The organism is Microvirga sesbaniae (assembly GCF_025460805.1).
GTDB classification, from domain to species: Bacteria; Pseudomonadota; Alphaproteobacteria; order Rhizobiales; family Beijerinckiaceae; genus Microvirga; species Microvirga sesbaniae.
This window is the reverse complement of record NZ_JAMXFJ010000006.1, coordinates 224,238-238,334: the sequence shown is the minus strand read 5'-3', so window position 1 is coordinate 238,334 and position 14,097 is coordinate 224,238. Positions and strand designations below refer to the sequence as shown.

At 67.0% G+C, this 14,097-nt stretch carries 11 protein-coding genes; 2 read left to right on the top strand and 9 right to left on the bottom strand.

Annotated elements, in window-relative coordinates:
• Nucleotides 1-163: 163 nt before the first annotated feature.
• The 8 genes from OCW50_RS11905 to OCW50_RS11870 form a co-directional block, all read right to left on the bottom strand.
• Entirely contained in the window at nt 164-1,060 is an 897-nt protein-coding gene (locus OCW50_RS11905; RefSeq protein WP_262297654.1) for a DMT family transporter, read from the bottom strand.
• Between the two features lie 416 nt (nt 1,061-1,476).
• A complete protein-coding gene (locus tag OCW50_RS11900) occupies nt 1,477-2,370 on the bottom strand; it encodes an NAD-dependent epimerase/dehydratase family protein (RefSeq protein WP_262297653.1) in 894 nt (297 codons plus the stop codon).
• A gap of 58 nt (nt 2,371-2,428) precedes the next feature.
• Nucleotides 2,429-3,583 (bottom strand): mandelate racemase/muconate lactonizing enzyme family protein, encoded by a 1,155-nt coding sequence (locus tag OCW50_RS11895; protein WP_262268225.1) that lies wholly within the window; start codon nt 3,581-3,583, stop codon nt 2,429-2,431.
• Between the two features lie 12 nt (nt 3,584-3,595).
• Nucleotides 3,596-4,804 carry a D-mannonate dehydratase ManD gene (gene manD, locus OCW50_RS11890; protein ID WP_262297652.1) on the bottom strand — a complete coding sequence of 403 codons (1,209 nt, stop codon included), beginning with the start codon at nt 4,802-4,804 and terminating at the stop codon, nt 3,596-3,598.
• Nucleotides 4,805-4,808: 4 nt separating this feature from the next.
• Complete coding sequence (locus tag OCW50_RS11885; RefSeq protein WP_262297651.1) at nt 4,809-6,509, bottom strand: ABC transporter ATP-binding protein; 1,701 nt, start codon at nt 6,507-6,509, stop codon at nt 4,809-4,811.
• Nucleotides 6,506-7,660, bottom strand: a complete 1,155-nt coding sequence (locus OCW50_RS11880; RefSeq protein ID WP_262297650.1) for an ABC transporter permease — start codon at nt 7,658-7,660, stop codon at nt 6,506-6,508. Before OCW50_RS11880 ends, OCW50_RS11885 begins: the two co-directional genes overlap by 4 nt.
• The gene (locus OCW50_RS11875) at nt 7,657-8,643 is read right to left on the bottom strand and encodes an ABC transporter permease (protein WP_262268229.1); all 987 of its coding nucleotides are present in this window, start codon (nt 8,641-8,643) and stop codon (nt 7,657-7,659) included. Before OCW50_RS11875 ends, OCW50_RS11880 begins: the two co-directional genes overlap by 4 nt.
• Nucleotides 8,644-8,715: 72 nt before the next feature.
• Nucleotides 8,716-10,656 carry an ABC transporter substrate-binding protein gene (locus OCW50_RS11870; RefSeq protein ID WP_262297649.1) on the bottom strand — a complete coding sequence of 647 codons (1,941 nt, stop codon included), beginning with the start codon at nt 10,654-10,656 and terminating at the stop codon, nt 8,716-8,718.
• A 169-nt stretch (nt 10,657-10,825) separates the two neighbouring features.
• Here OCW50_RS11870 and OCW50_RS11865 point away from each other — a divergent pair, with 169 nt between their 5' ends.
• A complete protein-coding gene (locus OCW50_RS11865) occupies nt 10,826-11,524 on the top strand; it encodes a GntR family transcriptional regulator (protein ID WP_262297648.1) in 699 nt (232 codons plus the stop codon).
• Between the two features lie 216 nt (nt 11,525-11,740).
• Here OCW50_RS11865 and OCW50_RS11860 read toward each other — a convergent pair whose 3' ends face one another.
• Nucleotides 11,741-12,511, bottom strand: coding sequence for a hypothetical protein (locus OCW50_RS11860; RefSeq protein WP_262297647.1), 771 nt, complete (start codon nt 12,509-12,511; stop codon nt 11,741-11,743).
• A 136-nt stretch (nt 12,512-12,647) separates the two neighbouring features.
• Here OCW50_RS11860 and OCW50_RS11855 point away from each other — a divergent pair, with 136 nt between their 5' ends.
• On the top strand, nt 12,648-13,658 hold the full coding sequence (locus tag OCW50_RS11855; protein WP_262297646.1) for a zinc-binding alcohol dehydrogenase family protein: 1,011 nt from the start codon (nt 12,648-12,650) through the stop codon (nt 13,656-13,658).
• Nucleotides 13,659-14,097: the final 439 nt, after the last annotated feature.

The window sequence follows — 14,097 nt, the reverse complement described above, 5'->3', positions numbered from 1 at the left end:
CGTCCCGGCCATGACGTGGAGGGGGGCGTGAGGGTGAGGTGCGGGCGTGAGCACTCGTTCCCACAGTGTTCCGAGCAGCGGGACCAAGCCAGAGCTGTTTCCACGAGCGCATCGGACGTACCCGGAGGGTCGCTGACGGGGCCCTCCGGGGCCGCACGATGCTCTACCGCTGGCGGTCCCAGACGAGGGCCGCCAGGGGCATGACGTGGTTGCGCCTCAAGGTGATGATGAGGACGCCGCAGAGCGCGATGCCGGTGCCGAGCGCCATGCGCAGGTCGACATGGTCGCCCGTGACGAGGATCCCCATGCCGACCGTCATCAGCGGGTTCATGATGGTCAGGGGCGCGATCAGGTTGGCCGGATACTTGCCGATCAGCCCGTAATAGATCGTGTGGGCCACGAGGGACACGATCAGGGCCGAGAACAGCAGCGCCGCCAGGAAGCCCCAGCCGGCATTCGTGGCCTTGAGGACCTGATCGGCCTCGAGGCCGGCCGACAGGAAGGTCAGGGGCAGCACGGAGGCAAGGCCGATCCAGGCCTGGAACCGGAGCGGCTTCACGCCCTCCATCTGCTTCATCAGCACGGCCGCCAGCGAGCCCGCCGCGGCGGATCCCAGAATGAGGGCGAGCCCTCCGGAAATCGGAAAGCCCCCGGCGGGATTCCACATCACCAGGACGCCGCCGAGGAAGGTGAGCGCGATGCCCAGGCCCCGCCGCCAGTAGACCTTCTCCCCGAGCAGGATGACCGAGAGAAGCGTCGTGATCGGCAGGCCGAGCTGGGACACGATGGCGGCGCTCGACGGGCTTGCCGTCCTGATGCCCAGGAAGAACAGCGCAAAGCCGCCGCCTCCCATCAGAAACCCGACCAGGAGGATGCGCCAGGTCGGGCGTGGCATGGGCAGGAGCCAGGGCAGCGCCAGCAGGGCGACGATCCCATAGCGGATGGCCGCGTAGAACAGCGGCGGGATCGCCATGTCCGTCACGACGATCTTGCTCACCACCGTATGGGCCGCCCACAGCAGGCAGACCAGGATCATCAAGGAGAAATCACGAAGGGCCATGGTGTTGGATAACTCGGCCCCGGGCCGCGCCACAAATGCCGCCTCGGAAGGGCTGGCATGTTCTTCTGGGTTGGGAACGTTCACTCGACAGCAAGGATTACCTAGCGCATCGGACGGACCCAGAGGGCCGCGTCAGCGACCCGCTGGGTCCGTCCGATGCGCCGGTCAAGAGAAGGAGCCTCGGATGAATCCCAAAAGTGGTGTCCACTTTTTGGGTCCGAGGCTCTAGCCGGCTCTCTGCAGACTCGAAGCCTGACTGAACAACCACCCGTTCGTCATCACCGGCCTCGTGCCGGTGATCCCGATCGGAAAGGCACGGCGCTCCAGACGATCGGGATGGCCGGGACAGGCCCGGCCATGACCTGGGAGGATTATGCGCCGAAGGCTGACAAACCCCTGCTTCCCGGCTCCGAGCCTCACCCGACGTGATCCCAGATGTCGTCCTGCGGCTCGTAGCCGATCATCCGGCGGGTGGTCTCGATGTCCCACGGCATGCCGCGGTTCGCCGACATGCCGTTGACCACGATGCCGGGCTGCCCCCAGGATCCGGCATCGGCGCGCAGCGCCCGCTCCATGACGGCCGTGAAGTCCCGGTTCGAGAGCCACATGTTGCGGAACCAGCGCAGGTCGCGCTCCATGTCCGGGCCGACATTCGGCTCCTCGCCGGGCAGGCCCGACGTGTTGATCGTCTCCGGCCGGTTCTCCCCCGGCTGGCACCAGCCGATCCGCACGCAGACCGCCGTCAGCGTGCCGTTCGAGCGGTGCGCCTCCGCCAGGCAGGCGCGCTCGCCCATGAGCTTGGACGCCGCATAGGCGGTGCCCTGGAGCATCTCGCGGCCGTTGAACCAGCGCGTTCCGGGCCCCGGCTCGAGGGATGTCGTCAGGCCGCCCGGCGTCAGCGTATCGGCGAGAGGCGCATCCTTGTACTGCCCCATCACGTGGTTCGACGAGGCGAACACGATCCGCCGCAGTCCCGTCCGTCCGGCTGCGCCGAGCAGGGCCAGGGTCATGTCGAAGGACGCGCAGGCATCGCTCCAGGGCGCATCCGGGTACGGGTTCTGAGCCGCGAAATGAACCGCGGCGTCGACCCCGCCCAGGGCCTCGCGCCATGACGCGTCGGCGGGATCGGCGAGGTTCCCGGCGACCCATTGGACCCGGTCGCCGGGCGCGGGCGATGCGGGCGCCGAGCGGTCGAGGGCGACGATCCGCTCGCACCAGTCCTGCGCCAGGAGATGGGCGATCAGCTTTTGACCGAGATTGCCGCCTGCGCCCGTGATGAGGACGGAGCGGACCGGGTTCGGGGACGTCATGATCGTGCGGAATCTCCTGGATGATCGAGCGTGAGTATCGCGCCCCGGCGCCCGGCTGTCACCAGTTGGTCACCGAGCCGTCCCGTCTGCGCAGATGCGGCGCCTCCCAGAACGCGAAGCTCTGACGGGCAATCAGCTCCTCGTTCACCTCGATCCCGAGACCGGGCGCATCGGGCACGACGTAATGCGCGCCTGCGAGCCGGGGCTGGACCGGGAAGAACTCCGCGTTGTCGAAGCCGAGATGCGTCTCCGCCGGGCTCGCGCGGGTTTCGAGCCAGGAGAAGTTCGGCACCGCGGCCGAGAAATGGATGGTCGCGGCCGTGCAGACGGGGCCGAGCGGGTTGTGCGGCATCATGTCGACGTAATGCGTCTCGCTCCAGGCGGCCACCTTCATCGACTCGGTCAGGCCGCCGACATTGCACACGTCGAGGCGGTTGAACTGATGGATGTCGCGCTCGATATAGGGCTGGAACTGCCATTTCGAGGCGAATTCCTCGCCGATGGCGAAGGGGATGTCGGTGAGCCGCCGCAGCGCCTCGTAGGAGCCCGGCGACTCGTCGCGGATCGGCTCCTCGAGGAAGTCGAGGGTGCCGGACGGCATCTTCTGGCAGAAGCTCGCCGCCTCCGCGACGCTGAGGCGGTGGTGGTAGTCGATGCCGAGCACGACGTCGTCGCCGAGCGCCTCGCGGGCCTTCACGCACCACTTCGCCGTGGTGGCGATGTGCTCGCGCGGCTCGTAGATGTCCTTGTTCTCGTGACCGGCCGGCGAGAGCCGCATGGCCGTCCAGCCGTGCTCGACCAGCATCCGGGCCTGCTCGATCATCGCGGGACCGGGCTCCGCGAAGGTCGTGGCGAAGGTCGGGATCCGGTCGCGCTGCTTGCCGCCGAGCAGCTCGTAGACCGGCACGCCGAGGGCCTTGCCCTTGATGTCGTGGAGCGCGATGTCGATGGCCGAGATCGCCGCCTGCAGCACGCGCCCGCCCTCGAAATACTGGCTGCGGTACATTTCCTGCCAAAGGCCGCCGATCCTGAACGGATCGCGGCCGCGCAGGAACTCGGCGTAGTGCTCGAGCGCGCCGACGACGGCCTTCTCGCGGCCGGACAGGCCGCTCTCGCCCCAGCCGAAAATGTCCTCGTCGGTCTCGACCTTCACCAGAAGCTGGTTGCGGATGCCGACCTTGACGGCATAGCTCTTGATCGCGGTGATCTTCATCGTGTCCTCGGATTACCAATGCCACAGGGTGCCGTCTTCGAGGCGGTTCACCGGCAGATAGGCGCGCTTGTATGGGTACTTCTCCGCCAGCCTCTCGTCGATGTCGACGCCGTGGCCGACCGCCTCGCCCGGGTGCAGGTAGCCGTCGGACAGGCTCCAGGCGCCCGGGAAGACATCGAGGATTTCCGGCAGGTAGCCGGAATATTCCTGGATGCCGAAATTGGGCACCCACAGGTCGAGATGCAGGTTGGCCCCGAGGCAGATCGGCGACATGTCCATGGCGCCGTGGCAGGCGGTGCGCACGTTGTAGACGCTCGCGAAATCCATGATCCGGCGCAGCGCCGTGACGCCGCCCGCATGCACGGTGGTCATGCGGATGTAGTCGATGAGCTGCTCCTCCATGAGGAGCCGCGCATCCCAGATGGTGTTGAACACCTCGCCGACCGCGAGCGGCGTCGTGGTGTGCTTGCGGATCAGCCGGAAGCCTTCCTGGTGCTCGGCCGCCACCGCGTCCTCGAGCCAGAACAGGCGGGCGAACTCCAGGTCCTTGCCGAGCCGGGCCGCCTCGATGGGCGTCAGGCGGTGATGGGTGTCGTGCAGGAGCTCGATGTCCGGGCCATGGGCCTCGCGCACCGCCTTGAACAGCTCGGGCACGTAGCGCAGGTATTTCGACGTGGACCAGGTCTCCTCGTGCGGGACCGCGTCGTCAAGGGCGTTGTTGGTGACCGATTTCGCCCCCGTGCCGTAGACGTCCGGGAGCCCGGGGATGCCGACCTGGACGCGGATCGCCCTGTAGCCCTGCTCCCTGCGCCGCCCGACCGCCTCGACCGCCTCGGCGATGTCGCGGCCCTGGGCGTGGGTGTAGCACAGCACCTTCTCGCGGCTCGCGCCGCCGAGGAGCTGATAGAGCGGCATGCCGGCCGCCTTGGCCTTGATGTCCCACAGGGCCGTGTCGATGCCGGCGATCGCCGCCATGGTGACCGGGCCGCGGCGCCAGTAGGCGCCCCGGTAGAAATACTGCCAGATGTCCTCGATGCGGCTCGGGTCGCGGCCGATCAGGAGCGGCGCGAGATGGTCCTTGAGGTAGGAGGCGACCGCGAGCTCCCGGCCGTTCAGCGTCGCGTCGCCGACCCCGGTCAGTCCCTCGTCGGTGACGATCTTGACCGTGACGAAGTTGCGCCCCGGCGAGCAGACGATGATTTTGACGTCGGTGATTTTCATCGATTTATCCGTTGGCTGAAAGCGTGCGGCCGGGTTCGTACCGGAAGCGGTTGTGCATGCGCCGATGGCTGGGATCGGGATGGGGAATGGCCGAGAGCAGCGCCCGCGTGTAGCCGTGCTGCGGGTCGTTGACGACTTGGTCGGTCTCGCCCAGCTCGACGATCCTGCCGCGATACATGACCGCGACGCGGTCGCACATGTAGCGGATCACCGACATGTCGTGGGAGATGAACACATAGGAGAGGCCGAGCTCGTCCTGCAGCTTCATCATGAGATCGAGCATCTGCGAGCGCAGCGACACGTCGAGCGCCGAGGTCGCCTCGTCGGCCACGATGAGGCGGGGCTTCAGGGCGATGGCCCGGGCGATGCCGATGCGCTGGCGCTGGCCGCCGGAGAAGGCGTGCGGATAGCGCTCGCGCCAGGCGGGCTCCAGCCCGACCTGCCGCATGAGGTCGGCGACGCGTTCGTCGAGCGCCCTGCCCTTCACGCCGGCGATCCTGAGCGGCTCGGCGATGATCTGGCCGACGGTCTTGCGCGGGCTCAGCGATCCCACGGGATCCTGGAAGATCATCCGGACCTCGCGGCGGACCTTCTCCAGGTCCGCCTTGTCGGCCGTGCGGATGTCGACCGTCCGGCCATCGGGGCGGCGGTAGTCGATGGCGCCTTCCTGCGGGTCGTAGATGCGCAGCAGGCAGCGGCCCATCGTGGTCTTGCCGGAGCCGGACTCGCCCACGATGCCGAGAGTCTCGCCGGGACGGACGCTCAGCGACACGTCGTCGACCGCCTTGACGCCCGACGGGAAGGTGAGCGAGAGGTTGCGCACCTCGAGGAGCGGCGGGGTTCCGGCCGGGATCGGCGCGCGCGTCAGCCGGATATCGGCCTTCTTCTCCAGCTTGACGACCGAGCCGATCAGCCGGCGCGTATAGGCGTCCTGCGGGGCGTGGAAGATCTGCTCGACCGGTCCGCGCTCCATCACCTTGCCGCGATACATGACCAGGACCTCGTCGGCGATCTCGGCCACCACGCCCATGTCGTGGGTGATGAACAGCACGGCCATGCCGTGGCTCTTCTGCAGCTTCTTGACGAGGTCGAGGATCTCCGCCTGCGTGGTGACGTCGAGCGCCGTAGTCGGCTCGTCGGCGATGAGCACCGACGGGTTGCAGGCAAGCGCCATGGCGATCATGACGCGCTGGCGCATGCCGCCCGAAAACTCGAAGGTGTAGCGGTCGATGGCGGATTCCGGACGCGGGATCTCCACCTGCCGCAGGAGCTCGAGGACGCGCTCGCGCTGCTCGTGCCTCGGCGTGCCGAAATGGATGCGCAGGGCCTCGCCGATCTGCGTGCCGATGCGGTGAACCGGCGAGAGCGAGCTCATCGGCTCCTGGAAGATCATGGCGATCTCCTTGCCGCGCACGCTTCGGATCTCCCGGCCCCGCGGATCGAGCCTGGCCAGATCGGTCGTCGAGCCGTCGGGCCGGCTGAGCAGGATCGAGCCGCTCTCGATGCGGCCGGGCCGGTCGACGATCTGCAGGATCGACCGCGCCGTCACCGACTTGCCCGAGCCGGATTCGCCGACCACGCAGAGGGTCTGGCCGCGCTTCAGGTCGAACGACACGCCGTCGACCGCCCTGAAGAGACCGGTGCGGGTCGGGAAAACCGTCTTGAGATCCCTGACCTGCAGGATCGTATCCGTGATCGTGCTCATGATACCGACTCGTAGGGATCGGCCGCATCGCGGAGGCCGTCGCCGAGGAAGTTGAGGGCAAGGACCGAGATCACGATGGCGGCGGCCGGCGTGAAGAGCAGCCACGGCGCCTGTGCGACCGCGCGGATGTTCTGCGCCTCCTGCAGCAGGACGCCCCAGGAGATGATCGGCGGCTGCAGGCCGATGCCCAGGAACGAGAGCGCGGTCTCGGCCAGGATCATCGACGGGATCGCGAGCGTCAGGGTGGCGATGATGTGGCTGATGAAGGACGGGACCAGATGGTGGAAGATGATGCCGATCTCGCTCATGCCGTCGAGCCGGGCGGCGATCACGAAATCCTCGTTCCTGAGCGACAGGAACTTGCCGCGCACCTCGCGGGCCAGGCTCGTCCAGCCGATCAGCGAGACGATCAGCGTGATGACGAAATAGGTCCGCAGCGGCGGCCAGCCCACCGGGATCGCGGCCGCGAAGCCCATCCAGAGCGGGATGGTCGGGATCGAGCGCAGGAGCTCGATGAGGCGCTGGATCGCCAGGTCGACCCAGCCGCCGAAGAAGCCCGAGATGCCCCCGATGGTCACCCCGAGGATCAGGCTGATGAAGACGCCCACGAGCCCGATGGAGAGCGAGATCTTGGCTCCATGGACGACCCGCGAGAAGATGTCCCGGCCCAGCCGGTCGGCGCCGAAGACGTACAGGCTGTCGCCCGGCTTCGGGTTCGTGAGGCCGAAGAGCTTGGTCCGCATCGGGATGACGCCGAGCAGATCATAGGGCTGCTGAGCCGGCACGAAGAACGAGACCGACAGCGGCTTCGCCGGATCGGGCGTGAACTCGCGACGCATCGACTCGGTGTTGAGCGTCATCTTGAGCTGGTTCACGTGCGGCTCGAACGACCCGTCCCGGAACAGCGAGAGGCTCTGCGGCGGCGCATAGGTGAAGCGCGCGTTCGTGGCGTTGGGATCGAGGGGCGCGATGAAGTCCGCGAAGGCCGCGACGAGATACATGAACAGGATCACCACGAGGCTCAGAAGCGCGATCTTGTGCTTCTTGAACTTGAGCCAGAACAGGCGCCACTGGCCGGCGACGGCCATGTCCCGGCCATGCAGGTCGAGCGACGTGGTGGTTTCGGGCGGCAGGCTGGTGATGTCGGTCATTGGAGCCGGATCCGCGGGTCTGTGATGGCGAGCAGGATGTCCGAGATCAGCGTGCCGATGATGGTGAGCACCGAGATCAGCAGGATCAGCGAGCCGGCGAGGTACATGTCCTGGGCGAGCAGCGCCCGGAGCAGCAGCGGTCCCGTGGTCGGCAGGCTCATGACCACCGACACGATGATCTCGCCCGAGATGACCGCCGGCAGGATCCAGCCCAGGGTCGAGATCAGGGGGTTGAGGGCGAGACGAACGGGATAGCGCAGCAGGAGCTCCAGCTCCGACATGCCCTTGGCCCGGGCCGTGGTGACATAGGGCTTGGAGAGCTCGTCGAGCAGGTTGGCCCGCATGATGCGCACGAGCGCCGCGAGGGACCCGAGGCCGATCACCACCACGGGCAGCCAGACGTGCTGGGCGAAATCGGCCAGCTTGCCGAGGCTCCAGGGCGCGTCCACGTAGTCGGGCGAGAACAGCCCTCCCACGCTCTGCCCGAACCAGGCCGACATGACGTACATGGCCGAGAGCGCCATCAGGAAGTCGGGCACGGCCAGGAAGAAGAAGGCCAGGAAGGTGGCCGCGTAGTCGGAGATCGAGTACTGGCGCACCGCCGACAGGATCCCGATCGGGATGGCGATCGCCCAGACGAAGCACAGGGTCAGCAGCGAGAGCAGCAGCGAGAAGCCCAGGCGGTTCCAGATCAGTTCCGTCACGGGCTTGCCAAGCTCGAACGAGATGCCGAAATCGCCTCTCGTCAAGATCCCGGCGATCCACTTGAAGTACTGGACGTAGATCGGCTGGTCGAGGCCGTAGCGCTCGCGCATAGCCGCCACCGTGCCGGCCTCGACGGCGCCGCCCTGGCTCGCCCAGTCGGCCATCAGGGTCGTGAGATAGTCGCCCGGCGGAAGCTGGATGATGATGAAGGCCACGATGGAGACGGCGAACAGTGTCGGAATCGCGAACACCATCCGCTTGGCTATGTAGCGAAGCATGAACCTGACCGCTCGATGGGATCGAAGAGGGCTCCGGCGGCAGGTTCGCTGCCGCCGGAACCGGACGGCGCCTTATTTGGCTGGCTTGTCGAAGTACCACTGGGTCAGCGTCGGGGCCGGATGCCAGAGGTTGCCGGTGATCGGGATGCCGTTGACGACGTTCTTCAGGTTGTTCGACGTCATCATGTATTTCGGCATGGGACGGGAGATGCCGATATTGAGGAAGTTGTCGGCCGACAGGTTCAGAAAGTCCTTCATCTTCTGGCGGCGGTCGTCGTCCGTGACGGCGGCGTTGACCTTGTCATAGGCGGCCATCAGGGTCTTGATCCCCTCCGGGGGCTCCTCGCCGGTGGCGTGGTTCGAGTACCACTCGCTCCACTTCATGGCGAAGAAGATGTCGGCCTTCTGGAACGGCATGTAGCAGCGCGGGTCCGTGTAGACCTCCGAGAGGCCGCCGACGCAGTTCCAGATATAGGCGTCCTGCTCGTTGGCCGACCACATGGTGTTGAGGCGGGCGCGGTCGGTGGTGCGCAGCTGGATGTCCACGCCCACGTCCTTGGCGTATTGCTGCACCATCTGCATCACGTCCGGATAGGACAGGCCGAACACGTCCGCGACCATGAAGTTGATGGTGAAGCGCTTGCCCGTCTCGTCGAGGCGGAAGCCTTCGGGGTCCTTCTTCGGCATGATCCTGTCGAGGATCTCGGCCGCGCGCTTGGGGTCGTACTCGGTGTACTGGTTGGCCTGGCGCTCGTTGAAGAGTTCGTGCTCGGGCTGCACCGCCACCTGGGCCGGAGCGCCCTGCCCCACATAGACGAGGTCGATGATCTCCTGCCGGTTGATGGCATGGCTGAGCGCGATGCGGAAATCCTTGTTCTGGAAGATCTTGCGCTTGACCGGGTCGGTCGAGTTCAGGTTGAGCAGGATGACCGCGTCGTTCGCCGGCAGGTCCTTCACGTCCACGAAGTGATAGTTGCCGGTCTTCTGGCCGTCGAAGAGCACCGACTTGAAGGTGGAGTTGTTGATGTGCCGGAACGCGAAGTCGAACTCGCCCGAGGTCATCTTGAGCGCCATGAGCTGCGGGTCGTCGAGCTTGGCCCAGGTGATGCCGTCGATGTAGGGGAGCTGGTTTCCGGCCGTGTCGACCTTCCAGTAATAGGGGTTGCGGGTCGCGACCACGCGCTCGCTGTCCGCATAGGGAACCGTCAGCACCCAGGGATTGAGGGTGGGGAGCGCGAGGTTCTGCCAATAGGGCGGCTGGAAGGTCAGGGAGACCTTGGAGTTGAACAGCGCCACCCAGTCGCCGGCCGCCGGGTTGGCCTTCAGCAGCGCCGGGATGCCTTCCTTGTTGTACTTCTCGTGGAACTGGCTGAGGTAGTGCTTGGGATAGATGACCGGAAGGTGGCCCTGGCCGTAGGCGAGCTGCTGCAGGAAGAGCCCGTAGGGCGTCTCGAACTTGAACTCCACGGTCAGGTCGTCGATCTTGGTCACCTTCACGGGCTTGCCGGCCACCGTGAAGGTCGGGTTCTTGGCGGGCGACAGCGCGTTGTTCATGAACACGTCTTCGTACCAGAACATGATGTCGTCGACGGTGAACGGCTGACCGTCGCTCCACCTCAGGCCCTTGCGGAGCTTGAACGTGTAGGTGGTCGCATCCTCGGACGCCTTGAACTCCTCGGCGAGCGACGGCATGACCTTCTTCCACTGCGGATCCCAGCGCACGAGGAGCTCGTTGGCGATGGTGCGGGTCAGGTTGTACTGGTCGCCGTTGGCGAGGATCGTGGTGCGCAGGGTGCCGCCGTACTTGCCGACGCCGTCGACCATGGTCTCCACATAGGGGTGTTCCGGAAGGCGCTCGGAGACCGCCGGAAGCTTTCCGGCCTTGACCTGCTCGTCGAGCATCGGCGCCTGCTTGTAATCCGCCGCCCCGGCCGGGGACAGCGCGCCCAGAAGCATGGCGCCCAGCAGGCCCGTCGACATGACGAGGCCGGGCAGCTTGTGCGGATAGCCCATCGCGTTTTCTCCTCTTGGCCGGCTTTCCGCCGGTTTCCTCCCGAACGGCCGCCCTGGAGCGGCCGTATCGCGAGGCTTTCAAATCGTACATTATTTGTCAATGCGAATGTATCGTTTATGATGTTTCGTCCTTGGCAGAGCCGGGGAATGCGAATAAAGAAACACCGCCATGAGAACGATCGCCAGCATCCGACAAGCCCCTTCCGAGCGGGACGACGAGGACACCGGGTCCTCGGTCTACGACCGCCTGCGGGACGACATCATCCACGGGCGGGTCAAGCCGAACGAGCGCCTCAAGGTGTCCGAGCTGGCGACCCGCATGGGCACATCGACCAATCCGGTGCGCGAGGCCCTGCAGCAGCTGCGTGGGGAAGGCTTCGTCATCATGACGCCGAATCGCGGCGCGCGGGTGCGGCCCATCGACGAGGATTTCGTGCGGGACATCTGCGAGATCGAGGTTCTCATCGAGCCGGCCCTGACCCGCTGGTTCGTCGGGATCGTCACCAAGGCCGAGATCGAGGAGCTGGAGCGCATCCAGTCGGAGATCGAGGCGCTGAACTTCGGCGACGAGATGAAGCATTCCAATCTCGACCTGCAGTTCCACCGGCTCATGTACGACCGGCACTACAACCGCCATGCGGTCGACCTGTGGGTGCGCCACCGGCAGATCCTCTGGGCGATCAGCCGGCGCTTTCCCACGTCGCTCAGCCGGCAGTCGAACGTGCTCGACGAGCACCGCGAGCTGATCGCCTGCATCAAGGCGCAGGATGCCGAGGGGGCCGCCCAGGTGATCGCCCGACACGTGGGCGGGTCCGGCCGTCACATCATGGAGCGCATGCGCCTGGCCCGCCTGTCGACGCCGGCATGAAAAAGCCCAGGCTCCGGGGCGAACGGACAGGATGCCTTCGCATCTCCGCCTCGCGCACTACGGGCCTGGGCTGATCGGGTCCAGACGGGCGCCTGCATCGTCAGGCAAGCGCAGGAACAGCACGTGCCGGAGTACATCCGTCCTGGCACGGGCCCATCGACGCTGGCGGTGACGCCCGCCCGGTCGAAGTCCACAACAATGTCCGCTGGGTCAGTCTCATATGGGGATCGGATCGCGATCCGCAAGGGGCACGTCGAACTCTTCTTGCAAGGCGAGTTCAGCCATGGACATCCGCCGCCTGGCCCGGCCGGCGGCCTCCTCGGCGTTCTTCTCCACATGGGCCGTCCGGTTGATCACCTGGAGGTTGGGCGCGCCCCAGAAGGCGAGCAGGGCCGGCCAGGGCGTCTGGCGATGCTCGGACCAGACGGCGAAGAGCGGAACCCGGTGGTCGACCTCGGCGGTCCTGAGCAGCCGGCGCCCGCTCGTCGCGCAGCGCCGCTGCTGGCGCAGCTTGAGGCTGCGGAGGTGGTCGGGCGGCGACGTCCAGAACTGCCAGGCGACCACGCAGGCGGCGTGCCAAGTGGCGTTCCGGTTCGGCTTGCGGTCGTCCCAGAGATCGCGATGCCAGCCCAGCCGGTAGACCGGCTGCCCGCACACGCAGCAATGCCCCGGTCCCCGGGCGAAGGCCGTCTCCCGATACGGGGCCGGCGGGGCGCGGAAGGATGCCGGCAGGCCGGTCTCCCGGTCGGAGCCGAGACGCCATTGCCATCCGGCCGGCTGTCCGCTCCGGGCCGCGAGCGCCCGGGCGAGCCGGTCGGCCAGGAGCGGCCGGTGGCGCCAGTAGGATTCCACCGCCCGGCGCTGGGTCGGCGGAATCAGCGGCTGCCGCAGCGCGTGCGACAGGACGCAGGCGGGAAAGAGCGCCGAGAGGCGCTTCTCGAGCCGCGCTCTCGCCTTCTGGTTCTTCTCGTCTCGCCAGGTCGACATGCGCAGGGCCGTCTCGTGTGAATCGCCGCCCGTCTGTAGCGGCAAGATGCGTCCAGGTGAATATGGGCATTGCGCTTTGCCGCTCTCGCCATAAGCTCACGGACAACGAACACGAGACCCGCTGGGAGAGACGCCGATGAGAGCCCTACGCTGCGACGAGCCCGGACGCCTGAGCGTGATCCAGCGGGACGTTCCGAGCGCGGGCCCGGGCGAAGTGCTGGTGCGCATCCGGCGGGTCGGAATCTGCGGGACCGACTATCACATCTTTCAAGGCAACCAGCCCTACCTCGAATACCCGCGGGTGATCGGCCACGAGCTCGCCGGCGAGATCGCCGAGGCGCCGTCGGGCAGCGCGTTCAAGACCGGCGACATCGTGTGCATCGAGCCTTACCTGTATTGCGGAGCCTGCCGCGCGTGCCGGCAGGGCAAGACCAATTGCTGCCAGCGTCTGCAGGTGCTGGGCGTGCATCGCGACGGCGGCGCCTGCGAGTACATCGCCGTGCCGGAGCGCAACGTGGTGCCGGTCGCGGGCCTGGGCCTGGACGAGGCCGCCATGGTCGAATTCCTGGCGATCGGCGCCCACGGGGTGCGGCGCTCGGGAGCGGGTCCGGGAAGCCGCGTCGCCGTGGTGGGAGCCGGGCCGATCGGCATCGCGGCGTCGATCTTCGCCAAGGCCCGCGGGGCCGAGATTTCCGTGCTCGACATGAACGCCCGGCGGCTCGCCTTCTGCCAGGACGAGATCGGGGTCGACCACGTGGTGGAGGTGTCTCCCGACGTGGACGACCGCCTCAAGGCGATCACGGACGGCGATTTCTTCGACGTCGTCATCGACGCGACCGGCAGCCCGAAGGCGATGATGAAGGGCTTCTCCTATGTCGGCCACGGGGGCACCTACGTGCTCCTGTCGATCGTGCGCGCCGACATCGCCTTCAACGACCCGGAATTCCACAAGCGCGAGACGTCGCTGCTCGGGAGCCGCAATGCCACGCGGGAAGATTTCGAGACCGTGCTCGACGTCATGCTCGGCGACGGCGTGCCGACGGCCGCGCTGGCGAGCCACCGCGGCGGCCTCGACGATGCGCCGGGCCTCATTCCCCTATGGTCGGCGCCCGAGGCCGGGGTCATCAAGGCGCTGGTCGAAATCTAGCGCATCATGCGGACGAAAGCGGGCCACGCTCGTGACCTGAAGGGCCGCGCTCCTCCCGGAGAGGATGGAAACGCTCTCCCGTCATGGCCGGCCGGTCATCACCCTGCTCTCGCCGGCCATCCCGATGCGGTGAGGCGCGGCGCCTCTCGGAAGCGGGATCACCGGGACAAGCCCGGTGATGACGTGGAGAAGGTGGTAAGGGCCGGCGCTGCCACCCTCCACACGTCATGGCCGGCCTTGTGCCGGCCATCCCGATACGGAGAAGCGCCGTGCCTCCAGAAATCGAGATCACCGGGACAAGCCCGGTGATGACGTGGAGGGTGGTGTGAGCGGGTGATGACGTGGCGGGCGACCATGGCAGTGGCGCCACGCCTTCCACGATCTCTCCACACGTCATGGCCGGCCGTGTGCCGGCCCTCCCGATGGGGGGGGGGGGGGC